This window comes from Streptomyces sp. NBC_01788, from assembly GCF_035917575.1.
Classification (GTDB): Bacteria; Actinomycetota; Actinomycetes; order Streptomycetales; family Streptomycetaceae; genus Streptomyces.
Genome location: NZ_CP109090.1, coordinates 5,146,266 through 5,171,229, shown reverse-complemented (window position 1 = coordinate 5,171,229; position 24,964 = coordinate 5,146,266). Strand labels below are relative to the sequence as shown.

Below are 24,964 nucleotides of genomic sequence, written 5' to 3'. Positions count from 1 at the left end.
CGAGCCTATCGGCCCGCGGTGGCTTCCCGTTCGGGCGGTTCGTCACACTGCGGCCCGGCCTGGGGTTCCTCCGTCAGCAGCCGTTCCAGCTCGGCGCGACCCGGGAGGTCGTCGTGCCGTACCACCTCGCCGGTGCGCACGTAGACGAAAGCGGCGGTGACACGGTCCAGGGGGACGCCGCGCTGTTCGGCCCAGGCCAGCCGGTAGACGGCGAGCTGGAGCGGGTCCGCGGTACGGGAGCGGTGCGTCTTCCAGTCCACGATCTCGTACGTCGTCCGCTCGCCGTCGCTCTCCTTGTAGACGGCGTCGATACGGCCCCGGACGACACGGCCGGCCAGGGCGAGCTGGAACGGCGCTTCGACGCGGTGGGGCGTGCGGTGGGCGTACGGGGTGCGTTCGAAGGCCTCCTTCAGGGCTTCGAGGTCGCGTTCGTCGGCGATCTCGGCGTCGTCGCCGGGCAGTTCCCCGGGCTCCAGCATGGGCAGCGTCAGCTCTTCGAAGCGGGTTTCCACCCAGGCGTGGAAGCGGGTGCCGCGGCGAGCGGCCGGTTGCGGGGGGCGCGGCATGGGGCGCGCGAGCTCCCGCGCGAACCCGTCGGGGTCGGCGGCCAGGTGCAGCAGCTGCGACGCGGTCAGGGTCGTCGGCAGGGGGACGTCGGTGACGGTCTGCCGGGCACGCCGGAGTTCTCCGGCCAGCGCTTCGAGGTCGCGGTCCCAGGAGGCGATCGTGCGGGCCTCCTCCGGGGGGAGGGCGCGTCCCCGGGATCCGGGTGCACGGTCCGATTCGAGGTGCGCTGGATGCTCGCGCGGTGGCGGGGGTGCGGGCGCGGCGTGGTCGTCGGGCGGGGGCGCCTGGTGCGGGACGGTCGGGCGGTCGCCGCTCCAGGAGTCCCAGTCGTCGGGGTGCCCGTCGAAGGTGTCGTCCTCTGCGAAGGGGGCGTCGTCCTTGAAGGGGTCGCCCTGTTCGAAGGGGTGGCCCTCTCCGAAAGGGTCGCCCCCGCCGAACGGGTCGTCGGCCTCGTCCTCGCCGAAGGGCGGTTCGTCCTCGTACGGGGACGCGTCGTCGTACGGAAGCGCTTCGTCCTTCGCGGGCACGCCGTCCCGCGGTGGCACGGGCCAGTCGGGAGCGTCGTGGGACGCGGGGTCGTGCGTGGCCTCCGGGTGGCCGTTCGCGCCGGAGGCGAGGTCCTCCAAGTGGGCGAGGACGATCGCCGCGGCCTCACGGCGGCGGGCCAGGGCGGCCTCGTCCAGCGGCAGGGGCCACACCTGGTCGGCGGTCGCCCGGTGCAGGGCCGGGTTCTCCTCGTCCTCGCCGGGCTCGTCCGCCCAGGCCTCGATCTCGCCGTGGCCGGCGGCGCAGTGGTCGTACAGGGCCTGAAGGAACGCGGACGGGCCGCGGGGCCGCTTCTGGCTCGGGCCCCACCAGTGGCCGGAGCCGAGGAGCAGGGAGCGGGGGCGGGTGAAGGTGACGTAGCCGAGGCGGAGCTCCTCGGTGTGCTGGTGCTCCTTCATGGCCTCGTGGAAGGCCTTCATGGCGCGCGCGTCCCAGCCGTCGATGTCGGGGAGGGTGTCGGCGTCGCCGCGCAGGGCGTGCGGCAGCACCTTGCCCTGGCTGGTCCATTTCTCCCGGCCCTGCCCGCTGGGGAAGGTGCCGGTGACCAGGCCGGGGACGGCCACGACGTCCCACTCCAGGCCCTTGGACCTGTGCGCGGTGAGCACCTTGACGGTGTTCTCGCCGCCGGGCAGCGCGTTGTCGAGGCCCTTCTCGTACTGGGCGGCGGTGCGCAGAAACCCGAGGAAGGCCAGCAGGCTCGCCTCGCTCTCGTTCGCGGCGAAGGAGGCGGCGATGTCCAGGAAGTTCGCCAGGGTCTCGCGGCGGCGGGCGGCCAGGGCGTGCGGGGAGGCCGACAGTTCCACCTCGAGGCCGGTGACGGCCAGGACGCGGTGCAGGACGTCCAACAGCGGGTCGGACAGGGAACGCCGCAGGTCGCGCAGTTCGGCGGCGAGCCGGGCGAACCGCACGCGCGCGTCCGGGGAGAACGGCAGCCGGTCGTCGTCCCCGGCACCGTCCAGGGGTGTTTCGAGGAAGGTGTCGAGGGCGTCCGCGAGCGAGATCACCTCGGCCGGGTCGACGCCCTCGACGGCTTCGGCGAGCCGGCTGTCGGGGTCGTCGCCGGTCTCCACGCGCGCGTGGGCGACGAGCAGTCTCGCGCGGCGGCCCAGGAGCGCGAGGTCGCGCGGGCCGATGCGCCAGCGCGGGCCGGTCAGCAGCCGTACCAGCGCGGCGTTGGCACCGGGGTCCTGGAGGACCTCGCAGACGGCGACCAGGTCGGCGACCTCGGGCAGGTGCAGCAGCCCGGACAGGCCGACCACCTCGACCGGGACGTCACGGGCGACCAGGGCGCCCTGGATCTCGGCGAAGTCGGTCGCCGTACGGCACAGGACGGCGACCTCGCCGGGTGCCGTCCCGGTCTTCACGAGGTGGGCGATCGAGTCGGCGACCCACTCGATCTCCTCGGCGTGGGTGGGCAGCAGCGCACAGCGCACCAGGCCGTCACGCTCGGCGCCGGGGGCCGGGCGCAGGGCCTCCACGCCCGCGTGCATGGCGCGCAGGGGTTCGGCGAGGCCGTTGGCGAGGTCGAGGAGGCGGCCGCCGCTGCGGCGGTTCTCGCTCAGGGCCTGGCGGGTGGCCGGACTGCCGTCGGCGTGCGCGAAGTGCTCGGGGAAGTCGTCGAGGTTGGCGACGGAGGCGCCGCGCCAGCCGTAGATCGCCTGGCAGGGGTCGCCGACGGCGGTGACGGGGTGGCCGGTGCCGTCGCCGAAGAGGCCGGCCAGCAGGATGCGCTGGGCGACGGAGGTGTCCTGGTACTCGTCGAGCAGGACCACCCGGAACTCCTCGCGCAGCACGCGGCCGGCCTCCGGCAGGCGGGCGAGCCGTGCGGCCAGGGCGATCTGGTCGCCGAAGTCGAGGAGGTCGCGCTCGCGTTTGGCGGCCCGGTAGCGGAGTACCAGTTCGGCCAGTTCCCGGCGGGCGGCGGCCGTCTCCGGGACCTTGCGCAGGTCGGCGTTGCTGAGCTTGACGCCTTCCAGGGTGTGCAACAGGCCGGTGTCCCAGGCGCGCAGGTCCTCCGGGCGTACGAGGTGTTCGGACAACTCGGCGTCAAGGGCCAGGAGGTCGCTCACCAGGTCCGGGAAGGAGCGGGCCAGCGCCGGATAGGGGCCGGGGGCCTCGCGCAGCACGCGTGCGGCGAGCTGGTAGCGGGTGGCGTCGGCGAGCAGGCGGGCGGTGGGTTCCAGCCCGATGCGCAGTCCGTGGTCCTTCAGGAGACGGCCGGCGAAGGCATGGTAGGTGGAGATCATCGGCTCGCCCGGCGGATTGTCGGGGTCGATGGCCTCGGGGTCGGTGACACCGGCTCTGATCAGGGCCTTGCGGACGCGTTCGGCGAGTTCGCCGGCGGCCTTGTTGGTGAAGGTCAGCCCGAGGACCTGCTCGGGGGCGACCTGTCCGGTGCCGACCAGCCACACCACGCGGGCCGCCATCACGGTCGTCTTGCCGGAGCCGGCGCCGGCCACGATCACCTGCGGGGCGGGCGGCGCGACGATGCAGGCCGTCTGCTCCGGGGTGAACGGAATCCCGAGGAGCTCCTTGAGCTGCTCGGGATCGGTGATACGGGCGGACACCTCACAGAGGCTAGCGGCGGGCACTGACAATCCGTTCCAGATGGCCGCCGGGGTCGAAAGACGCGCAGGTCAGCGCAGGTGGTGCCGTTCGTCACGCGGGTCACTCGACAATGTGGCGTCCCTCCGGCCGCGCGCTGCAGGACGCCCGGAAGGCGCAGTGCGCGCAGTGCTGCCCGGCCGTCGGCGTGAACCGCTCGTCGAGAACCTTCCCGGCGGCGGTGGCCAGCAGCTCGCCGGCCCACTCCCCCTCCAGCGGCTCCTGGGTCTGCACCTTGGGCAGGTCGTCGCCGCCGTCCCGCTTGGCCGCGCCCTGGCGCAACTGGACCAGCTCGGCGCCGCCCGGCTCGGGGCGTTCCCCGTCGAAGACCTCGTCCACCGCGCCCTCACGGACGGCGAGCTGGTAGACGGCGAGCTGCGGATGGCGGGCCACCTCGGCCCCGGTGGGCGCCTGCTTGCCGGTCTTGAAGTCGACGACGTAGGCACGTCCTTCGACGTCCGCCTCCACCCGGTCCATGGAGCCTCGGATCCGCACCTGGTAGCCGCCCGCTTCCAGGGTCACGTCGAAGTCGTGCTCGCCGGCCACCGGGGTGCGGCCGGCGCGCTCCAGGACGTGCCAGTTCAGGAAGCGTTCCAGCGCCACACGCGCGTGTTCCTTCTCCTGGGCCGACTTCCACGGCGCGTCGAAGGCGAGCGCGTTCCACACCGTATCCAGGCGCTCCATGAGGACCGCGAGGTCGGCGGGGCTGCGTCCGGAGGCGACCTCGTCGGCGAGGACGTGCACCACGTTGCCGAAGCCCTGCGCGGCGGTCGCGGGTGCGTCGGCCTTGACCTCGCGGCTGAGGAACCACTGCAGTGCGCATGTGTTGGCGAGCTGGTCGAGGGCGCTGCCGGACAGCGCCACGGGCTGGTCGCGGTCGCGCAGCGGCACCTTGCTCTCGGTCGGGTCGGCCATGCCCCACCAGCGGTAGGGGTGAGCCGCCGGCACCAGCGGACGGCCGTCGTCGTCGGCGAGCGCGGCCAGCCGGGCCAGCCGGTGCGCGGCGGCCTGCCGGAGGGTGGCGGAGGCGCTCGGGTCGACGGTCGTGGACCGCAGCTCGGCGACCAGGGCCGCCACCGAGAGTGGGCGGCGTGGGCGGGAGGTGACGTCCCTGGGTTCGACGCCGAGCTCGGTGAGGAAGCGGGAGGGCTGGTCACCGTCGTCGGCGGGGGCCTTCACCGCGGTCACCACGAGGCGATCACGCGCGCGCGTGGCGGCCACGTAGAACAGCCGCCGCTCCTCCGCGAGCAGCGCGCCCGGGGTGAGCGGGGCGGCGAGTCCGTCGCGGCCGATGCGGTCGGCCTCCAGCAGGGAGCCGCGGCGCCGCAGGTCCGGCCACAGGCCTTCCTGGACGCCCGCGACGACGACCAGGCGCCACTGCAGGCCCTTGGACCGGTGCGCCGTCATCAGCCGCACGGCCTCGGGGCGCACGGCACGCCGGGTGAGCGTGTCGGCGGCGATGTCCTCGGCCTCGATCTCGGCGAGGAAGTTCAGGGCGCCCAGGCCGCCGGTGCGCTCCTCGGCGCGGGCGGCGGTCGCGAACAATGCGCACACGGCGTCGAGGTCCCGGTCCGCGTTGCGGCCCGCTGCGCCGCCGCGCCGGGCCGCGCGCTCCAGGCGGGAGGGCCACGGTGTGCCGTCCCACAGGTCCCACAGCGCCTCCTCGGCGGTACCGCCGCCCGCCAGGCGCTCCCGTGCCTTTCTGAGCAGCGCGCCGAGACGCTGGGCTCCACGCGCGTACGTGGGGTCGTGCGCGACCAGGCGCTCGGGTTCCGCGAGCGCCCTCGCGAGCAGCTGGTCGGAGGGCGGGGGCAGCGGGTTGCCGGCGGCGCGTTCCTCCTCGCGCAGCGCGCGGCCCAGGCGACGCAGATCGGCGGCGTCCATGCCGGCCAACGGCGAGGCGAGGAGAGTGAGCGCGGTCTCGGTGCCGAGCCAGCAGGAGCCGGCCTCCGCGTCCGCCTCGGCCTCCTCCCGGGGCTGCACGAGGGCGGCCTGCTCCTCGATGACGGCAGCCTGCGCCCCGGCAAAGGCCGCCCCCTGCTCGGCGTCGGCCGCCGGCTCCCCGTCGGCCACCTGTTCCTCGCCGTCAGCTGCCCGCTTCCCGGCGTCGGCCGTCTGCTCCCCGGCGTCGGCCACCGGATCCCGGGTGTCGGTCGGCCGCTCCTCGGCAACTGCTGTCAGCTCCTCGGCAACCGCCGTCGCCTCCCCGGCAACCGCATCCTCCGTGCGCCGCCCCGTCTCCGCGGTGGCCACCGCCCGTAGGGCCGTCACCAGGGGCGCCACCGCCGGCTCGTGGCGAAGGGGCAGGTCGTCGCCGTCGACGTCCAGGGGCACTCCGGCGGCCGTCAGGGCGCGGCGGAGGCCCGGGATGGAGCGGCCGCCGGCGCGCACCAGGACGGCCATCTCGCTCCACGGGACACCGTCCTCCAGGTGCGCCCGGCGCAGGATGTCGGCGATGTTGTCCACCTCCGTGCCCGGCGTCGGGTACGTCTGGACCTCGACGCGGCCGCCGTCGCGCACCGGGGTGAGCTCCCGGTGGGCGCGGACCTTGTCGGCGGGCAGGCGGGTGAGCGGCATCCGCCGGGTCAGCAGCCGGGTCGCGGCGAGCAGGGCGGCGCCCGAGCGCCGGGAGGTGCGCAGGACCTGTACCGGCGCCGGAGTGCCCTCCGTGCGCGGGAACGTCTGCGGGAACTGGAGGATCCCGTTCACGTCCGCGCCCCGGAACGCGTAGATCGACTGGTCGGGGTCGCCGAACGCGAGCAGGGTGCGGCCGCCCCCGGCCAGCGCGCGCAGCAGCCGTACCTGGGCGGGGTCGGTGTCCTGGTACTCGTCGACGTAGACCGCGTCGTACCGAGCGGCGAGCCGTTCGGCGACCTCGGGGCGGCGGGCGAGGAGCACCGCGCGGTGGACCAGTTCGGCGTAGTCGAGGACGCCCCGCAGGTCGAGGACGTCGAGGTACTCGGCGAGGAAGGCGGCCGCGGCCTGCCAGTCGGGGCGGCCGATGCTGCGGGCGAAGGCGGCCAGGGCGTCGGGCCCGAGACCCAGTTCGCGGCTGCGGGCGAGGACCGCGCGGACCTCGTCGGCGAAACCGCGGGTGGTCAGGCAGGCGCGCAGGTCGTCCGGCCAGCGCACGTGCGCCAGGCCCAGCCGCTCAAGGTCCACCTGCCCGGCCAGCAGCGAGCGGACGGTCACGTCCTGCTCGGGCCCGGACAGCAGCCGCAGCGGCTCGACGAACAGTTCACTGTCCTGGTGGGCACGGACCAGGGCGTAGCAGAACGAGTGAAAGGTGGTCGCCTGCGGGACCTGGGCGGCGCCGGTGCGCAGCGCCATGCGGTCGCGCAGGTCGACGGCGGCCCTGCGGCTGAACGTCAGCACCAGGATCCGCTCGGGGTCCTGGCCATTGGCGATCCGGGCGGCCACGGACTCGATCAGCGTGGTGGTCTTGCCAGTGCCCGGACCTGCGAGAACGAGCAGCGGACCGGTCCGGTGGTCAACCACGGAGCGCTGCGCTGCGTCCAGGTGAGGGGGATCCGGTCTGGTCGGCGGGGTACGCACCAGTCGGTAGGCGCCACGGTCCCCCTGCCGCACCCGGGGGTGCGGCAGGTGCCTGGTGGAGGAAGAGGAGCTCACGTGGTTCGCCGGTCCTGGTGGGTGTGCTGGGGTCTGTCACGGCCGGCGCGCAGCGCCGTCGTCGCGGGGACGGACGGCCCGGGGGAGAAGGCGGTGGCCGCTGGGGTGAGGTGGACACGCGGAGCCGACGCTACGCCGCTGCCGGGCGCGGAAGGAGCGCTTCGCCCTCTTCCCCCGCTTCTCCCGGTTCTCCCTCGCTACCGCCGTCACACGTGTCCCTCGACCCACGAACGTACGGCATGCCACGGGCGTGCCCCGATTCCCCCGTACGGGCCATGGACTCCCCATGACCCCCTCGAATGGCGGAAGCTGTCAGGTGTGACTCTGCGCACGTTCGCCGCCGTCCCACCGGGCCCGTCTCATGTCGAGGCGGGGCAGGTGGCCCTCCGCCGCCCTGCTCGCCTCCTTGAGGGGCGTGCCCTCCGTGCGGTAGTGGGCGAGAGCGCGCAGCTCGTGGCCCGGGAGCAGGACCCCGTCGGCGCGTACGACCCGCCACCACGGGACGGCGCCGCCGTACAGGGCCATCACGCGGCCCACCTGGCGGGGCCCTCCCCGCTCCAGCCACTCGGCGACGTCGCCGTACGTCATGACGCACCCGGGCGGGATCGTCTCGGCGACTTCCAGAACCCGCTCGGCGTACTCGGGCAGCGCGTCGGCGTACTCGGGCAATGCGTCGGGGTGCTCGGGGCGGCCGTCGTCCGGAGGGCTCACTTCGCTCATCCGTCCCATCCTGCCCCACCCCACCGACAGCGGACCGGGCCGCGTCCGGGGCGCGGCCCTCGCTCCCGGGCGGCGCCTCGGGCAGACTGTGCGGCTCCGCACATGCACACCCTGATGCCCCGGTGTGCCGGTGGAACATGCCACCATCGTGCGGGCGGTAACCGGTGATTCGAGACCAAGAAGAGACCATGAAGCAGCAGGGCGTGCACCCCGATGACGCGGAGGGCACCTCTGGGGCTTCGTCGCGTCCCGGCACCGACGGCACACATGCTCCGAAGGCGCAGGACCAGGACGCTTCGAAGGCGGCCAGGAAGCCCGCGGAGGAGGAGGCCGTGACGCGCGCCGACGAGATCGAGGGCGACGAGCCCCTGCTCCCCGCGCGCGTGCACCGCCCCTCCGACCTGATGCGGCTGCTGGTGGGTGTGCTCGCCATCGTCGTCCTGCTGGCGATCGCCGGGTTCGCGCACGGCACCACCTCGGGCCTCGAACAGGACATCAACAAGGGCACCGGTCAGGCCCCCGATCTGCTCATCAAGATCGCCGGGCTGGTGTCCAGCATCGCGATCCTGCTCGTCCCGGTCGCCTTCGCGATCGAACGGCTGATCAAACGGGACGGGCTGCGGATCGCCGACGGCGTGCTCGCGGCCGTCCTCGCCCACGGAGTGACGCTCGCCACCGACCTGTGGGTCGCCAAGGGCGCCCCGCACTCGATCCAGGACGCGCTCACCCAGCCCTCCCCCGGCAACGTCCACGCGCTCACCGATCCGGTGCACGGCTACCTCGCCCCCGTCATCGCGTACATGACGGCGGTCGGCATGTCCCGCCGGCCGCGCTGGCGCGCGGTGCTGTGGATCGTGCTGCTGCTCGACGCCTTCTCGATGCTGGTCACGGGCTACACCACGCCGTTCTCGATCATCCTGACGGTGCTGATCGGCTGGACCATCGCCTACGGCACCCTGTACGCGGTCGGCTCGCCGAACGTCAGGCCCACGGGACGCACCCTGGTGGCAGGACTGCGGACCGTCGGTTTCCACCCGGTCAGCGCGGCCCGCGAGGAGGTCTCGGACACCGCGGACAGCGGTGACCGTGGCCGGCGCTATTTCGTCACCCTGGAGGACGGACCGCCGCTGGACGTCACGGTCGTCGACCGCGAGCAGCAGGCACAGGGCTTCTTCTACCGCGTGTGGCGCAACCTCACGCTGCGCGGTTTGGCCACCCGCCGCAGCCTTCAGTCGCTGCGCCAGGCCCTGGAGCAGGAGGCGCTGCTCGCCTACGCGGCGATCGCGGCCGGAGCCAACGCGCCCAAGCTGATCGCGACCTCCGAACTCGGCCCCGACGCCGTGATGCTCGTCTACGAGCACACCGGCGGCCGCACGCTCGACTCGCTGGCGGACGAGGAGATCACCGACGAGTTGCTGCACCGCACCTGGGAGCAGGTGCGGGCGTTGCAGTCACGGCGCATCGCGCACCGCAGGCTGGCCGGAGACGCGATCCTGGTGGATCGTTCCCGCAGAGTGATCCTCACCGACCTGCGCGGTGGCGAGGTCGCGGCCGGTGATCTGCTGCTGCGCATGGACATCGCCCAGCTGCTGACGACGCTCGGCCTGCGGGTGGGCGCCGAGCGCTCCGTCGCCTCCGCGGTCGGCGTCCTGGGACCCGACGCGGTCGCCGACTGTCTGCCGATGCTCCAGCCCATCGCTCTGACGCGTTCCACGCGCGCGACGTTGCGCAGGCTGGCCCGGGAGCGGGCGCAGCGGGAGCGCGAGGCGGTCCTGGAGACGTCCCGGCAGGCCAAGCAGGCCCGCCTGGAGCAGGCCGCCCAAGACACCGGCGAGACCGGCCCGGCCATCTTGGAGAAGCCCGAGAAACCCGAGAAACCCGAGAAACCCGAGAAGCCAGGAAAGCCCGACAGGCCCGACAAGAAGGACAAGAAGGCCGAGCGTGCCGAGGCGCGGGCGGAGAAGCGGGCCATCGGCGAGGCCCTGGAGGAGGCCCGCGAGGAGGATCTGCTCACCCAGATCCGCCACCAGGTGCTGCGGATCAGGCCGCAGGCCCCGGTCGAACCGGCCCGGCTGGAGCGGATCAAACCCCGGACGCTGATCAGTTTCATCGCGGGTGCCATCGGCGCCTACTACCTGCTGACCCAGCTCACGCACATCGAGTTCGGCACGGTCTTCGCCCACGCCCAGTGGGGCTGGGTGATCGCGGCGGTGCTCTTCTCGGCGCTCAGCTATGTCGCGGCGGCGATGGCGCTGCTGGGCTTCGTGCCGGAGCGTGTCCCGTTCGTGCGGACCGTGGCGGCACAGGTCGCCGGTTCGTTCGTGAAGATCGTGGCACCGGCCGCGGTCGGCGGCGTGGCCCTGAACACGCGCTTCCTGCAACGCGCGGGCGTGCGCCCCGGGCTCGCGGTGGCCAGTGTCGGCGCTTCGCAGCTTTTCGGGCTCGGCTGCCACATCCTGATGCTGCTGTCCTTCGGCTATCTGACCGGCACCGAGAAAACACCGTCCCTGTCGCCGTCCCGGACGGTCATCGCGGGTCTGCTGACGGTCGCGGTGCTCGTGCTGGTGGTCACCTCGGTGCCGTTCCTGAGGAAGTTCGTCCTCACGCGCGTGCGTTCCCTCTTCGCGGGGGTCGTGCCGCGCATGCTGGACGTGCTCCAGCGGCCGCAGAAGCTCATCACCGGCATCGGCGGCATGCTGCTGCTGACGTTCTGCTTCGTGATGTGCCTGGACGCCTCGATCCGGGCCTTCGGCGACCAGTCGACCTCGCTCAGCATCGCCAGCGTCGCCGTCGTCTTCCTCGCAGGCAACGCGCTCGGCTCGGCCGCGCCGACCCCGGGCGGCGTCGGCGCGGTCGAGGCCACCCTCACGGTCGGTCTGATCGCGGTGGGCCTGCCGAAGGAAGTGGCCGCGCCCGCGGTGCTGATGTTCCGGCTGCTGACGCTGTGGCTGCCGGTCCTGCCCGGCTGGCTGGCCTTCAACCACCTGAGCCGCAAGGGCGCCCTGTAGGGCACGTCCCGGCCGTACTCCGAACGGCCCGCGTCCCGCGCGGGAGGCGGGCCACGGCGTGAGGATGGGGGCATGCACAAGCGCCACGGGCTGCGCGCCGCCGCCCTGACCACGACCACCGTCCTGTTGAGCGCCCTGACGGCGGGCTGCGGCGGGCTCTCCGTCGGCGGGGGGCCGACGGACCCGGCGCTGGACTGGAAGAACTGCCCGGCGCCGTCCGCGGCGGAGGGCGACGGGGCGTCGCCCTCGGCGGCGCCCGGCGGCGGCAAGTGGCAGTGCGCCACCGTGAAGGCGCCGCTGGACTGGAGCAAGCCGCAGGGCGGCACGATCGACATCGCGCTGATCCGGGCGAAGGCGACCGGGCCCGGCAAGCGCATCGGCTCGCTGCTCTTCAACTTCGGCGGCCCGGGCGGCTCCGGCGTCACCACGCTGCCCGCGCTCGCCCAGGACTACACCAAACTGCGCACCCGCTACGACCTGGTGAGCTTCGACCCGCGCGGGGTGGGGCGCAGCACCGGCGTGAAATGCAAGACCGACGCGCAGCTCGACCAGTACTTCCAGCAGGACGCGGTTCCGCAGACCGCCGCCCAACGTGCCACGTTCGTGAACAACACCAAGCAGTTCAACGCCACCTGCGAGAAGAACTCCGGGAGGATCCTGCCGCATGTGCGCACCACCGACGCCGCCCGCGACATGGACCTGATCCGCCAGGCGCTCGGCGACTCCAGGCTCCACTACTTCGGGATCTCCTACGGCACCGAACTCGGCGGCGTGTACGCCCATCTGTTCCCCAAGCACGTGGGCCGCGCCGTCTTCGACGCGGTCGTCGACCCCACCCAGACCCCCGAGCAGACCTCGCTCGGCCAGGCCAGGGGTTTCCAGCTCGCCCTCGACAACTTCGCGAAGGACTGCGCCTCGAAGGGCACCAAGTGCCAGATCGGCAGCGACGCCCAGGACGTCGAGAACCGTGTCGCCGCACTGCTCAAGAAGCTCGACACCAATCCGATCCCCGGCATCTTCCCGCGCCGGCTGACCCGGACCGCCGCGACCAACGGCATCGCCCAGGCCCTGTACTCCAAGGAGTTGTGGGCCCCGCTCATCGAAGGGCTGCAGCGGGCCTACGCGGGCAACGGCGAGATCCTGATGCTGCTGTCCGACGCGATGAACGGCCGCAGCATCAACGGCAAGTACAGCAACCTCGCCGCCGCGAACGCCGCCATCAACTGCGCCGACCAGAAGCAGCGGTACACGCCGTCCTTCGTGGAACAGAAGCTGCCCGAGTTCCGGGCCGCCTCCCCGGTGTTCGGGGACTTCCTCGCCTGGGGCATGCTCAGCTGCACCCAGTGGGCGGTGCCGGGCGCGGCCGCGCACGCCGACGTGAGCGCGCCCGGTTCGGCGCCGATCCTCGTGGTGGGCAACACCGGCGATCCGGCGACTCCGTACGGGGGCGCCAGGAGGATGGTGGACGCGCTGGGCAAGGGTGTCGGCGTCGAACTCACCTGGCACGGCCAGGGGCACGGCGCGTACGACAGCAAGGACCCGTGCGTGCAGAGCGCGGTGAACGGCTATCTGCTCGACGGAAAGGTGCCACCAACCGGAAAGGTCTGTGCCTAGCCGCGCAGGCCACACAGCCCCTCACCAACAAAAGAGCAGGCCAGTGGGTTATCCACAGGCTCCCACGAGTGTGGTGGGATCCGCCTACCATGGCCTGAACGCTCTCCGCCGTCCGATTCGCGGAGAGCCGGTGAGGGGGGAAGGCACATGGCGCGTCCGACGCGATGGGCGGCCGCGGTCGCCGCGGCGCTGCTGCTGGCGGGGTGCGGCGGCGGGCCGGCCGGGCACGGTCCGGACGGCGGAGAGGACCGGTCCGCTCCGGCGCCGGCCCCGCCGTCCGGCACGACGTCCGTGCGACTTCCTTCCTCGCTCACCTCGCAGCGGCTCGACTGGGGCCGCTGCAAGGCGACGGCCGACTCCCCCGCGCCGGGGGACGAGTGGCGGTGCGCGACGCTCAAGGCGCCGCTGGACTGGTCCCGGCCGGACGGCGAGACCATCGGCCTCGCCCTCGTCCGCGCCGAGGCCACCGTGAAGCGCACCGGGTCCCTGCTGTTCAACTTCGGCGGCCCCGGCGGCTCGGGTGTGGCCGCGCTGCCGTCGTACGCCTCCGAGGTCACCGTCCTGCGGCAGCGTTACGACCTGGTGAGCTGGGATCCACGCGGGGTCGGGGGCAGTTCCGGCGTGCGCTGCCGCAGCGACCGGCGGATCGAGGCCGCCGAGGCGATCGACGTGACACCGGACACCGCGGCCGAGGAGCGGGCCTACTTCCAGGACGCCGCCGACTTCGGACAGGGCTGTCTGAAGGCGGCCGGGAAGCTGTTCGCGCACGTCTCGACGACCGACACCGCCCGCGACATGGACCTGATCCGCCACGTCCTCGGCGACGCCACGATGCACTACTTCGGCATGTCCTACGGCACCGAACTCGGCGGCGTGTACGCGCACCTGTTCCCGCAGCGCGTCGGCCGGCTGGTCCTGGACGCGGTGGTGGACCCGACCGCGGACTCCGTGGGTCACGCACTCAACCAGACCAGGGGCTTCCAACGGGCGCTGGACGCCTACCTGAAGTCGACCGGGCAGGACCCCGAGCGCGGCTCGCGGAAGATCGCGGACCTGGTGCGGCGACTGGACGCCAAGCCTCTGCCCACGTCCTCCGGACGGAAGCTGACGCAGATGCTGGCGGTCACCGGCATCGCGCTGCCGCTCTACAGCAAGAGCGGCTGGCCGGCCCTGACCAACGCCCTCGCCGCGGCAGACCGGGGCGACGGCTCGGGACTGCTGTCCCTCGCCGACGCCTACAACGAGCGTGACGACGCGGGTCACTACGGCACGACGACGCACGCCCAACGGGTCATATCGTGCCTGGACGCCAAGCAGCGGCCCACTGCGGAGCAGGTGCGGAAGGTGCTGCCCGAATTCGAGAAGGTCTCACCGGTGTTCGGCGCCTTCATGGCCTGGGACACGGCCGGCTGGTGCCACGACTGGCCGGTGCCCGGCCAGTACGACACCCCTCAAGTCAGCGCACCGGGCGCGGCCCCGATCCTGCTGATCGGCAACACCGGCGACCCGGCGACACCCTACGAGGGCGCACGGAGAATGGCGGACGCACTCGGCAAGGGCGTCGGAGTGGAACTCACCTGGAAGGGCGAGGGCCACGGGGCGTACGGCAACGGAAGCGACTGCGTGGACTCGACGGTGAACGCGTATCTGCTGTACGGCACCGTGCCGAAGGACGGCAAGGTCTGTTCATGACCACGGTGGTGAAGGTGGCCGGGCAGTGCCGGCCACTCACTGGGCGCGAGGGGCGTAAGGGCTCCCCTGGGACACCGGAGGGCCACCCCACGGCGTCCACGGTGGCGGGACAGGAGCCCAGTTCGGGCCGCGGTGCTCCAGCCACCACCTGCCGATGGCGTGGAACTTCTCCTCGAAGCCGCGATCCCAGTAGAGGAACCCGGTTATCGGCGCCCGCAGGCGGGTACCGCGGCCGCCCGCCTCGTAGATCACGACGGTTCGGCTTCCGAGGAAGGACTCGATCTGGATGGCCTGGACGTTCGACCACGGGATGGTCCGGCGGCGGAGATTGTGCACGATGGCCGCCGATGACGTCAGAGTGACCCCGAAGAACCGCGAGGTGATCAGCACCAGCAGCAGCAGGGCACCCCACGCGAGCAGTCCTGGAACAACCACATGAGCACCCACGTCCAACCACACGGAGACCTGGACGGCTATGCCGATGCTGCTGGGCAGCAGGGGCAGCAGACGTTGGGGGCGGGTCAACCGGTAGCGGACGCGCTCCGGCCGTACCGCCGCGACCTGCGATTGCACCATCAGTCCCCGCCCCTCACCCGAGGCAGCCAACGCCGGCCCCTCATCGCCAGGGCAGCATGGCGGACCAAGGGGCGCGCTGTCCATCCGCGTCCCGAGCCGCAGTGAGGAGGCCGCGAAAACCGGTGTCCACCTCGCCAGTTGCGACGTTGAAGCAGAAAGGTGAGGGTGAATGGAGAACACATAATCGAGCACCGAAACGGAGCTCCTCATGCAAGCGGAAAAGGCTGAACTGTACGCACTCGATCTGAGCCGAACACGCTGGGTCAAGAGCAGCAAGAGCCCCTACACGTCCACCTGCGTGGAGGTAGCGGACCTTGGTGGCGGAGCTGTTGCCGTCCGTGACTCGAACCATCGAGACCTGCCGCCTCTACGGTTCACCGCAGAAGAATGGGCAGCCTTCCGAGACGGTGTGCGCGAGGGCGAGTTCGGTTAACTGCAGCGATTTCAATCAGTGTTGTTCGCACTCGGACTCAGCAACCCTCTTGACCGACAACGCCAGAAGCCCACGGCATCTGAGCTGGTCAGAGCCGTGGGCTTCTTCAGTCCTGCTGGTCAGCCGGACCGGTGATCAGTAGACCGGCTTGTGCGGTTCGATCTGGTTGACCCAGCCGATCACGCCGCCGCCGACGTGCACGGCGTCCGCGAAGCCCGCGGACTTCAGCACGGCGAGGACTTCCGCACTGCGGACACCCGTCTTGCAGTTCAGGACGATCTTCTTGTCGTGCGGGAGGCTCTCCAGGGCGGAGCCCATGAGGAACTCGTTCTTCGGGACCAGTCGGGCGCCCGGGATGGAGACGATCTCGAACTCGTTCGGCTCGCGGACGTCGATGAGCTCGATGTTCTCACCGTCGTCGATCCACTCCTTGAGCTGCTTGGGAGTGATCGTCGAGTCGGCGGCCGCCGCCTGGGCCTCCTCGGAGACGACGCCGCAGAAGGCCTCGTAGTCGATGAGTTCGGTGACGGTCGGGTTCGTGCCGCAGACCGCGCAGTCGGGGTCCTTGCGGACCTTGACCTGGCGGTACTGCATCTCCAGGGCGTCGTAGATCATCAGGCGGCCGACCAGCGGCTCGCCGATGCCCGCCAGCAGCTTGATGGCCTCGTTGGCCTGGATGGAGCCGATGGACGCGCACAGCACGCCCAGGACGCCGCCCTCGGCGCAGGAGGGGACCATGCCGGGGGGCGGCGGCTCCGGGTAGAGGCAGCGGTAGCAGGGGCCGTGCTCGGACCAGAAGACGGAGGCCTGGCCGTCGAAGCGGTAGATCGAACCCCACACGTACGGCTTGTTGAGCAGCACACAGGCGTCGTTGACGAGGTACCGGGTCGCGAAGTTGTCCGTGCCGTCGACGATCAGGTCGTACTGGCTGAAGATCTCCTTCACGTTGTCGGCCTCGAGCCGCTCCTGGTGAAGGACGACGTTCACGTACGGGTTGATGCCCTTGATGGTGTCCCGCGCGGACTCGGCCTTGGGGCGGCCGATGTCGGACTGGCTGTGGATGACCTGGCGCTGCAGGTTCGACTCGTCCACCTCGTCGAACTCCGCGATGCCGAGCGTGCCGACGCCCGCCGCGGCCATGTACATCAGACCCGGCGAACCCAGCCCGCCGGCGCCCACAAAGAGCACCTTGGCATTCTTCAGCCGCTTCTGCCCGTCCATCCCCACGTCGGGAATGATCAGGTGGCGGGAGTACCTGCGAACCTCGTCTACGGTGAGCTCGGGAGCCGGCTCGACCAGGGGTGGCAGCGACACGGGGACTCCGTTGGTCGGTCAAACACTACGGTTGTTCTCCTCGTAACACTGCCACGCCCTTCTTCATTCCGAGACACCTCGTCCGATCCGCGAGACGATTTCGTCCCAGTAACCGGGCATGTTCTCCCAGGGTCCGGCCGTTCGGTCGCGGTCGGAGTGGTCGGTGAACCAGATGGTCGCCGCCCCCTGCCAGCGGGCGATGCGCAGCGCCTCGTCGAGGTGGCCGCGCGGGACTCCGTGCACGAAGTGGCAGAAGCGCTCGGGCGGGTGATCGGCGGTCCACTCCGCGACCTGCGACCAGCGGTAGTCGCTCCACGAGCCGCGGAAGGTCACCAGTTGGTCGGCGTGCTCCGCGTAGCCGGGGTGCGGGTGGGTGCCGTGGCCGAGGACGATGTGGGTGTCGTCACGCACCGCCCGCAACGCGTCGATCGTCCGGCGGACCTCGGGCAGCCCGGCACGGTCGGCGGGGCAGTGTTCGAGCAGGAAGCCGTCGGCCCGGTACCACTCGAGGTAGCGCCGCGCTTCGGAGACCAGCTCGATGAAGGACCGGGCGCCGTGCGCGGCGTCGAGGTGGCCGAGGACGCGGACGCCGGCGTTGCGCAGCCGTCCCGCCGCCTCCAGGCAGTGCGGGTCGGGCTGGACGCCGGGGCCGTCGGCCACGTTGAGGACGACCCAGTGAAGGGGTGTGCCGGGCCGGGTGAGTTCGTTCCACTCGGCCGGGGCGAGCAGGGGGTGGGCCCAGCCGGGGACACCGAGTCCGGTGCGCAGTGTGGTGCTCGGGATGCCCACGGGGGTGCTGGTCAGATACGGCATGCCGCCTCCATCCAGATGTCGGCGAGGGACTCTTCGAGGTTGATCCGGGGCCGCCAGCCGAGCCGGTCGCGGGCGGTGCGCACATCGGCCTGCTGCCAGCTGCCGCAGCCGTCGGGGTACGGGTAGGCGACCGGGGCGGGGTGGTCCGCCTCCGTGCGGGGGTGCCCGATGGCGGCCCTGAGGTGGCCGCCGGGCGGGCCGTCGAGTTCGTGCAGGGCGCCGCCGTATCCGGCGACGCGGGCGAGGATCGCCGCGGCGTCCCGCAGCCGGACGGCCCGGCCCGAGCCGATGTTGATGACGCCCTGGGCTGCCGAGAGGGAGGCGGCGTGGACGGCGCGGGCCACGTCGCGGACGTCGACGAAGTCGCGCTGGACACCGAGGCCGCCGAGTTTGAGGTCGCTGTCCCCGGACTGCATGGCGCGGCGCATGGCCTCGGCGAGCCGGCCGAGCGGCGAACCGGCCGGGGTGGCGGGCCCGGCGGGCGAGAAGACGCGGAGCACCACGGCGTCGAGACCCGAGCCGAGAACCAGTTCGGTGGCGGCGAGTTTGCTGACGCCGTACGGGCCGCCAGGGCGGGGCACCGCGTCCTCGGCCGTGGAGGAGCCGGGCTGGCTCGGGCCGTACTCGGAACTGCAGCCGAGCTGCACCAGTCGGGCGCCGCAGCCGCTGCGGCGCAGGGCCTCGCAGACGGTGGCGACGGCGACGGTGTTGTGCCGGGTGAGCTCGCGGGCGCCGCCGCGGGTGGCTCCCGCGCAGTTGACGACGACGCCGGGGTGGACCGCGTCCAGGAAGCGGGTGAGCGCTCCGGGACTGCCGGCCGCGAGGTCGAAGCGGACGTCGGCGTCGTCGCCGCGGCCCAGCGCGGTGAGCTGGACGGCCGGGTCGGCGAGCAGACGGTCGGCGACGAAACGGCCGAGGTATCCGTTGGCTCCGATCAGCAGAACCCTCATCGGGCGGCTCCCGGGGTGTGCGCTCCGGTGGCTCCGGATGCTCCGGACGCTCCGGATCGGGCGGTGATCATCTGGTTTTCTCCTTCTAGGGGGTGGTGCGACGGGCTCCGGCGATGGGTCGCGGGCCTGCACTGGGTCGTGCGCCCGCGGCCGAAGGGGGAACGCGGGCGGCGTCCGTGGCCACGGCCGTAAGGGGGCACGCGGGGGTGACCAGGGCCGGCCCCGCGCTCCTCGCGGCAGCCGCGCTCCTCACGGCCGCCGTTCCGCTGACGGCTGCCGCGCCTTTCACGACTGCCGCTCCGTCCGCGCATGGGCGGAGGCCCGGGTCAGCGTTCGGGTCGCGTGCAGGAGCAGGGCCAGGGCGGCGGTTCCGCAGGCAAGGACCGGTACGCCGCCGGGTCCCCAGGCGGACACGAGGGTGTCGACCGGGGTGGCGAGGACACCGCAGCCGGGGAGGCGGGCGGCGAAGACGGTGGCCAGGGCCGTCGCCTCGGACGCGGCCGCGGCGCCGAGAGCGACGGCTGGGGCGTGGGTGAAGCCGTGGGTGGTGAGGAGGCGCGCGAGCAGCAGCAGCGCGCCCAGCGTGAGGGCCTGGGCGTAGCCGGCGGGCTCGTCCAGGACCGCGCCGCACACGGCGAGCAGGGCGGCCAGGGCACACAGGAACAGGCCGAACGTGCCGAACAGCAGGGGCCGTACGGATACGGCGAACTCCTCCAGGCCCCGGCTGGTGGTCACCTTGTTCCGGGCGCCGGCGGTGAAGCGGTGCGTGGTCCAGGCCGCCGGTCCGCAGCCCAGGGCGAGGGCCAGCACGGGGGCGGTGGTCAGGGGCCAGGCCCCGGCCGCGGTGAAGTCGGGCAGTCCTTCGGGCCCGCCGCCGACGGCCGCGCCGAGCAGGCCGTCGCCGAGGAGGGCGTAGCCGAGGAGCCAACACGTCCAGGTGCGGGTGCCGGGCGTGTGCGCGGGGGGCGTGCGCCCTTCGGCGCTCAGCGGGCCGCGGCGCTGTACGGCGCGCAGGGCCAGGCCCACGGCCACGACGCCGAGCGCGGCGACGCCCAGCCGGGTCCGGCCCCCGGTCAGGCGGAGCCCGGCGACGGCGGCCGCGCACAGGACGCCGGGCAGCAGGCCGAAGGCGGCCGGGCCGAGGCCCAGCCGGGGTACGGCGGCGGCCTCGTGCCGCGGGGGTGTCTCGGTGTCCCGGCTGATCCGGGCGTACATCTCCTCGGCGAGTGAGAAGACGTCACGGTGGCGGAAGCGGGCGGCGGTGCGGTCGGTGACTCCGTGGGCCTCCAGGCCCGCGGCGATCTCCAGGGGGTCGACGGCCCGCTCGCACAGCTCGCGGTGACGGTGCATCAGCACCTTGACCGGGTCGGCCGCACCACGCCGGGAGAGTACGGAGAGGCCCGGGTCGAGGGCGGGCCCGCCGTCGAAGCCGTCGCCCGGACCGCCCCGGCCGACCGGGGTGGCGAGGTGGTCCTCTGTTCTCGGGCCGGTCATCGGGAAGCCTCCGTGGTGGTCGTGGGGCCCGCGCACCCCGTCGGTGAGCCCGTGGCCCAGCTGGGGCGCGAGCGCGCCGCGAAGCGGTCCGCGGCCCGGGTCCAGCGGCCGGGCACATGGGCCTCGGCGGGCGCGGCGAACGGCAGGGGCTCGCCGGTCTCGTCGAGCACGACCCGCCGGACCGGGCAGTGCGACACGACCTCCAGGTAGATGCCGTGGAAGGCCGCGATGTTCTGCTCGACGGTGAAGAGTTCGAGCGCGCGGGCGCGGGCCGCGGCGCCCAGGCGCGCACGGCGCTCGGGGTTACGGAGCAGGTTCACGCACACCTCGGCGAGCGCCCGCGGATTGCGCGGGGGCACGACCACCCCGGTGCCGCCGACGACCTCGACGACCGCGCCGACGTCCGTCGAGACCGTCGCACGGCCGCACAGCATGGCCTCGGCCAGGCCGAGCGGGAAGCCCTCGACCACGCTGGACAGGACGACCACGGCGCCCGAGGCGTAGGCGTCGGCGAGGGTCGGCACCTCCGGGCCGCCGATCTCCTCGAAGGACACCGGGTTGTCCCCGACGGTGTGCGGACCCGCGGCCTCGTCGGGGAAGAGCTGGGCGGCGAGCACCCTGCAGTGGCCCAGGTAGGCGGCCCCGTCGGAACCGGTTCCCGCGCTCACGATCCGCAGCCGTGCCTTGGGCTCCTCCCTGTGCACCTCGGCGAAGGCGTGCAGCAGGGACACCAGGTCCTTGGCGGGACCGACCCGGCCGACCCACACGAGCGTGTACGGGTCGGCGGCCTCCGGCGACTCGCCGGCCTCGGCGAAGGGGGCGGCGTCCATGCCGGGGTGGACGGTGCGCAGCTTGGCGCGGTCGGCGCCGCAGCGCTCCTGCCAGCGGCGGGCGTGCGCGTTGCCGTGGGTGACGACGGCGGCCCGCCGGTAGACCTCGGCGGCGAGACCGCCGTGGAAGGCGGCGAGCAGGGCCCGCACGGCTGGTGTGGTGCTGTCGGCGTCGGCGGCGAGGTAGTGCGCGCGCAGACGCACGCCGTACTCGGTGATCAGCAGGGGCACGCCGGTGAAGTGGTGGGCGAGCAGTCCGGACAGGGCCGCCGTGCCGCCGGCCGCCGCGTGGCAGAGGTCGGTTGCGCCGAGGCCGTCGTCCTCGTACCAGTCGAGCGACAGGGGGCTCAGTGTCTGCCGCAGGTGCGCGGCGACCGCGAGCAGATCGGGGACGCGGGCCTCGCGCGCCGCCCGCGGTGCGCCGGGCGCGCGGCAGGCGCGTTCCAGCGCGCGGACGGCGGATTCCGAGCGCAGCGCGCCCGCCAGGCCGCCCTCGTCGCGGGCGAGTTCGGCGAGGCCGTACAGCGCGCTGCTGAAACGGTCCGCCTCAAGTCCGGCGCCGCCCGTGCCCGCCGCCCTGCCCGCCGCGCCGAGCTCGCGCAGATCGCCGCCGCTCGCCGCGACCAGCGCCGATGCCAGCTCCCCGTAGCACTCGGCGAAGCGCCGGCGCGCACGCCGTCCGTACACGGCGCCGTCGTCCTCTGCCGCCCACGGCGACGCGGTACGGACCCGGCTGACCTGTGGCGGCAGGGGCACCCATCCCTCGTCCTCCTGCTGCCGGCTGCGGCTGAGCGCGTAGAGGTCGAACTCGTGCCGTTCGAGCCCGCGCACGAGCCGTTCGCACCAGAGTCCGGCGTCACCGCTCACATACGGGTAGCCACCCTCCGTCACCAGTCCGATGCGCACGCGTGCACCCCCGCTCTCCCGTCTGTCCCGTGTGGGGAGCCGCCGTCGCGACGGCGGCTCGCAGCGGAACGAACGTATGCGGACATGACGGTGGCGCGATGGACGGTTGTCCGTCGCGCCACCAAAAGGGGTGAACGGTCGTAACTTTCCTGCGCGAACGGCGTTCCGTCGCGTCAGAACATCAACCGGACACGAAACGTCACACCGCGGGCCCGGCCGGCCCGGCTCCGGTCAGCTCCCCGGGTAGGGCCAGGGGTTGGGCAGGCAGTGGATTCCGTCGTGGTCCAGGAACTTCGTCTGCTGCTGCATGACCGGCGCGAGCGCGCCGTCCTTGTCGCAGGTGACGTGGCCGTAGCCGAGCCGGTGGCCGACCTCGTGGTTGATCAGCATCTCCCGGTAGGCGTACATCTCGTCGCCGTAGGTCTTGGAGCCCTGCGCCCACCGGTAGGCGTTGATCATCACGCGTTCGGTGGCGGCCGAGTCGCAGGAGACGTTGTCCTCGGTCGTGTCCAGACCGGACTTGGCGCACCATGTGGCGGTGGTGCCCGGGCTGGCGAGCGTGATGACGAAGTCGGGCTTGCCGGAGGAGATGCGCTCGAAGGTGCGTCCGCCGTTGTGGGCCCAGCTGCGGTCGTCGTTGAGCGTCTTCTGCACGGCCGCGGCGAAGTGCTCGCCGTCCAGGCCGAGGCCCTGCTCCACGTCGACGCGGTAGGTGTACTTGCGCCCCGTGCCGGGTGCCTTGGCGAAGCCGGGCACCGCGTCGAACCGACCGGATCCCTTGAGGGTGGGGCTGAGCGGGTACTTCGTGCTCATCTTCTGGTCGTACGTCAGCGCCGACACGTTCGGCGCCGCCTTGGCGTCCGCGCCCGTGCCCGCGCCCGCGATGCCGGCGGCGTCGGGCGCCGCCCGGTCGGTGGCCGACTGGGGGAGCAGCCCGGCGTCGGACCGGTCGTGGGCGACCTGTCCGGCGACGACGACGGCGAGCACGGTGGTGACGGCGGCGGCCGCGATGCCGGTGAACGCCTTCCCCTTGGTCACGGTGCCCCGCGCGGACTCGCCGGCGGGTCGCGCGGCGTCGCCGTCCCCGCTGTCCGCCGTGTCCGGCCCGGCCGGGCCGGACGGCGGAGCTGCGCCCTGGTCCGCGGTGCGCGCGTCACCGCGGGGCGCGAAGACGTCGTCGTCCTCGCCGAAGGCGTCGAGGTAGTCCTGCCGCGGCCCGGCGGCTGACGCCCGCCGCTGCCGGGGAATGGGGGCGCGGGCACGCGCGGAGGCGGCGGGAGCGGCGGAGCCACCGAGGTCCGTCGAGCTGCCGAGACCGGCGGCCGTCGGCCCCTGTGCTCCGCTCCCGCCCATGCCATCCGCCCCCAACTGTCCCCAACCGCCGCCGGCTTCCCGCTGCTCCGGGTGCCCACCGCGAACCCGGGGAATCCCCCCGGCCGGGGTGCCGTCGGCGACCCGCGGAACGCCGCGCGCCGGAGTGCCGTCGGCCGGACGTGGCGTCCCGTGGGCGGGCGTGCCGCCGGGCGGACGGGGTCCGCCCTGAGCCGGCGCCCCGTCAGACAGCCGCGGACCGCCGGGACCAGGGGCCCCGCCCGCGGCCCACGGAATCCCCTGCGCGGGCGTCCCGTCCGCGAAGTGCGGCACCCCATGGGGAGGGGTTCCGCCGTCGAAGCGCGGGGTGCCATGGGGAGGAGTCCGGCCGTCGAAGCGCGGAGTGCCGTGGGCTGGTGTGCCGTCATGGAGGCGGGGCCCTCCGTAGGCCGGGCCCGTGGCTCCGCCGGCTCCGGCCCGCTGTCCGGGCACCTGGCCGGGAATCGGCGCCTGGCCCGGACCCGGCCGACCGCTCGGGCCTCGCCAGGGCTCGGCGCCGCCCCCGTACTCACGGCCCTCCGGACCACCTCGAAGGCGGCCGTCGTCCCGAGGCTCCGGGCCGCCCTGCGCCTCACGGCCGTCTCCTGGCCCGTACCCCGGTAGGGGTGTGCTGTCGTCCCGGCCGGTGCTCGTCTTCGCGGCCTTGCCCTTGGGCGCGGACCCGCGGCGGCTGTGGCGTCCCACGTCGGCCCTCAGCCCCCCGTGCTCGCGCCGAAGGGGGCCCCGCCGGTCTCCGGGCCTGGGGCACCACCGGCCGTCCCGGAACCGCGAGCGCCATCGCCGGTGCCCGCCCCGGAAACCCGGACCCCGCGGTCGGCCTCGGCGCCCGCTCCCGGTTCCGTCATCGATCCGGCCTCCAACTCTCCCGAGTCCAGCAGCAGTTCGCGGAACGCGGTGGCCACGGTCTCGGGATACTCCATCATCGCCACATGGCCGGCGTCCGGCAGGGTGAGGAGGCGGGAGTCACGGAAGGCACGGGCCGCCCGCTGGGCCATGCGGAAGCCGACGAGCTGGTCACGGCCGCCGTAGATCAGCAGCGTGGGCGCGAGGACCCGCTCGGCCTGTCGCCACAGGCCGTGCTGACCGCCCAGCGTGTACGCGTCCACGATCCCGCGCGCGGAGCGCGACATCGCGTCCCAGAAGTATGGCAGTCGAAGCCGCCGCTCCATCTCCCCCACCGCGTTGCGCAGGCCCTCGTCCGTCACCCGTCCCGGGTCGCCGTAGCACAGGGCCATGACCCCGCGGACCCGCTGCTCCGCCGTCCACTCCCGGGTGATCCGGGTGAACAGGGCGGTCACGCCGGGCACCGCGAGCAGGCCGGTCGGCAGGGCGGTGCGCTGCACCCGGAGTTCGGGCAGCGCGGGCGAGACGAGCGTGAGCGTCCGCACGAGGTCGGGCCGCAACGCCGCGACGCGCGTGGTCACGGCGCCGCCCAGCGAGTTGCCCAGCAGGTGCACCGGTCCTCGCCCCGAGGCGTCGAGGAGGCGGATGACCGCGCGCGCGTGCCCGGTGACGGAGTAGTCGCCGTCGTCCGGCGGCGGGGAGTCTCCGAAGCCCGGCAGGTCGACCGCCTCGCCGTCGACGACACCGTCGAGCAGCGGCATCAGGGCGGACCAGTTCCGGGAGGAGCCGCCGAGGCCGTGCACGTACAGCGCGGGCGGCAGCCCCTCCCGCGCGGGCGGCCGCGAGCGCACCGACAGCGTGATGCCCGGCAGTTCGACCGAGCGCAGCCGTTCGCCCTCCTCGACCCCGACGGGCGCCACCCTCGGCAGAACGTTGGCGGGCGGCACGAAAGGCAGCTCGGTCGAAGACATGCGGCAATGTTACGAGACGATCACGTAGTGACTCATGTGTTCGCCTGTGTCAGCTGTCACAGATCATGCGCGTGCGGGACCG

General features: G+C 73.1%; 15 protein-coding genes. 4 read left to right on the top strand and 11 right to left on the bottom strand.

The window, feature by feature from the left end; translation table 11 throughout:
* Nucleotides 1-5: 5 nt before the first annotated feature.
* The 3 genes from OIE49_RS23520 to OIE49_RS23510 all read right to left on the bottom strand — a co-directional run bounded on the left by OIE49_RS23520 (nt 6) and on the right by OIE49_RS23510 (nt 8,067).
* Nucleotides 6-3,680 carry an ATP-dependent DNA helicase gene (locus tag OIE49_RS23520; protein WP_326804013.1) on the bottom strand — a complete coding sequence of 1,225 codons (3,675 nt, stop codon included), beginning with the start codon at nt 3,678-3,680 and terminating at the stop codon, nt 6-8.
* A gap of 100 nt (nt 3,681-3,780) precedes the next feature.
* Nucleotides 3,781-7,347, bottom strand: a complete 3,567-nt coding sequence (locus tag OIE49_RS23515; RefSeq protein ID WP_326804012.1) for an ATP-dependent helicase — start codon at nt 7,345-7,347, stop codon at nt 3,781-3,783.
* 312 nt (nt 7,348-7,659) lie between these two features.
* The gene (locus OIE49_RS23510) at nt 7,660-8,067 is read right to left on the bottom strand and encodes an MGMT family protein (RefSeq protein WP_326804011.1); all 408 of its coding nucleotides are present in this window, start codon (nt 8,065-8,067) and stop codon (nt 7,660-7,662) included.
* A gap of 188 nt (nt 8,068-8,255) precedes the next feature.
* Here OIE49_RS23510 and OIE49_RS23505 point away from each other — a divergent pair, with 188 nt between their 5' ends.
* The 3 genes from OIE49_RS23505 to OIE49_RS23495 all read left to right on the top strand — a co-directional run bounded on the left by OIE49_RS23505 (nt 8,256) and on the right by OIE49_RS23495 (nt 14,381).
* Nucleotides 8,256-11,075 carry a lysylphosphatidylglycerol synthase transmembrane domain-containing protein gene (locus OIE49_RS23505; RefSeq protein WP_326804010.1) on the top strand — a complete coding sequence of 940 codons (2,820 nt, stop codon included), beginning with the start codon at nt 8,256-8,258 and terminating at the stop codon, nt 11,073-11,075.
* A gap of 72 nt (nt 11,076-11,147) precedes the next feature.
* Nucleotides 11,148-12,689 carry an alpha/beta hydrolase gene (locus tag OIE49_RS23500; RefSeq protein ID WP_326804009.1) on the top strand — a complete coding sequence of 514 codons (1,542 nt, stop codon included), beginning with the start codon at nt 11,148-11,150 and terminating at the stop codon, nt 12,687-12,689.
* 147 nt (nt 12,690-12,836) lie between these two features.
* Nucleotides 12,837-14,381 (top strand): alpha/beta hydrolase, encoded by a 1,545-nt coding sequence (locus OIE49_RS23495; RefSeq protein WP_326804008.1) that lies wholly within the window; start codon nt 12,837-12,839, stop codon nt 14,379-14,381.
* A gap of 36 nt (nt 14,382-14,417) precedes the next feature.
* Here the strand turns inward: OIE49_RS23495 and OIE49_RS23490 are convergent, their stop codons facing one another.
* Nucleotides 14,418-14,957, bottom strand: coding sequence for a hypothetical protein (locus tag OIE49_RS23490; RefSeq protein WP_326804007.1), 540 nt, complete (start codon nt 14,955-14,957; stop codon nt 14,418-14,420).
* Between the two features lie 208 nt (nt 14,958-15,165).
* Here OIE49_RS23490 and OIE49_RS23485 point away from each other — a divergent pair, with 208 nt between their 5' ends.
* Nucleotides 15,166-15,390 carry a DUF397 domain-containing protein gene (locus tag OIE49_RS23485; protein WP_100568187.1) on the top strand — a complete coding sequence of 75 codons (225 nt, stop codon included), beginning with the start codon at nt 15,166-15,168 and terminating at the stop codon, nt 15,388-15,390.
* Nucleotides 15,391-15,525: 135 nt separating this feature from the next.
* On the opposite strand, the gene moeZ is transcribed toward OIE49_RS23485, so the two are convergent.
* From moeZ to OIE49_RS23450, 7 genes are all read right to left on the bottom strand, one after another.
* On the bottom strand, nt 15,526-16,704 hold the full coding sequence (moeZ, locus tag OIE49_RS23480) for an adenylyltransferase/sulfurtransferase MoeZ (RefSeq protein ID WP_326804006.1): 1,179 nt from the start codon (nt 16,702-16,704) through the stop codon (nt 15,526-15,528).
* 63 nt (nt 16,705-16,767) lie between these two features.
* A complete protein-coding gene (locus OIE49_RS23475) occupies nt 16,768-17,517 on the bottom strand; it encodes a spherulation-specific family 4 protein (RefSeq protein ID WP_326804005.1) in 750 nt (249 codons plus the stop codon).
* Complete coding sequence (locus OIE49_RS23470; protein ID WP_326804004.1) at nt 17,505-18,467, bottom strand: NAD-dependent epimerase/dehydratase family protein; 963 nt, start codon at nt 18,465-18,467, stop codon at nt 17,505-17,507. The genes OIE49_RS23475 and OIE49_RS23470 overlap by 13 nt, the downstream gene beginning before the upstream one ends.
* A 285-nt stretch (nt 18,468-18,752) precedes the next feature.
* Complete coding sequence (locus OIE49_RS23465; RefSeq protein ID WP_326804003.1) at nt 18,753-19,961, bottom strand: hypothetical protein; 1,209 nt, start codon at nt 19,959-19,961, stop codon at nt 18,753-18,755.
* Complete coding sequence (locus OIE49_RS23460; RefSeq protein ID WP_326804002.1) at nt 19,958-21,697, bottom strand: DUF3492 domain-containing protein; 1,740 nt, start codon at nt 21,695-21,697, stop codon at nt 19,958-19,960. Before OIE49_RS23460 ends, OIE49_RS23465 begins: the two co-directional genes overlap by 4 nt.
* A gap of 231 nt (nt 21,698-21,928) precedes the next feature.
* On the bottom strand, nt 21,929-23,050 hold the full coding sequence (locus tag OIE49_RS23455; RefSeq protein WP_326804001.1) for a DUF3152 domain-containing protein: 1,122 nt from the start codon (nt 23,048-23,050) through the stop codon (nt 21,929-21,931).
* A gap of 710 nt (nt 23,051-23,760) precedes the next feature.
* The gene (locus OIE49_RS23450; protein WP_326804000.1) at nt 23,761-24,882 is read right to left on the bottom strand and encodes an alpha/beta fold hydrolase; all 1,122 of its coding nucleotides are present in this window, start codon (nt 24,880-24,882) and stop codon (nt 23,761-23,763) included.
* Nucleotides 24,883-24,964 lie beyond the last annotated feature (82 nt).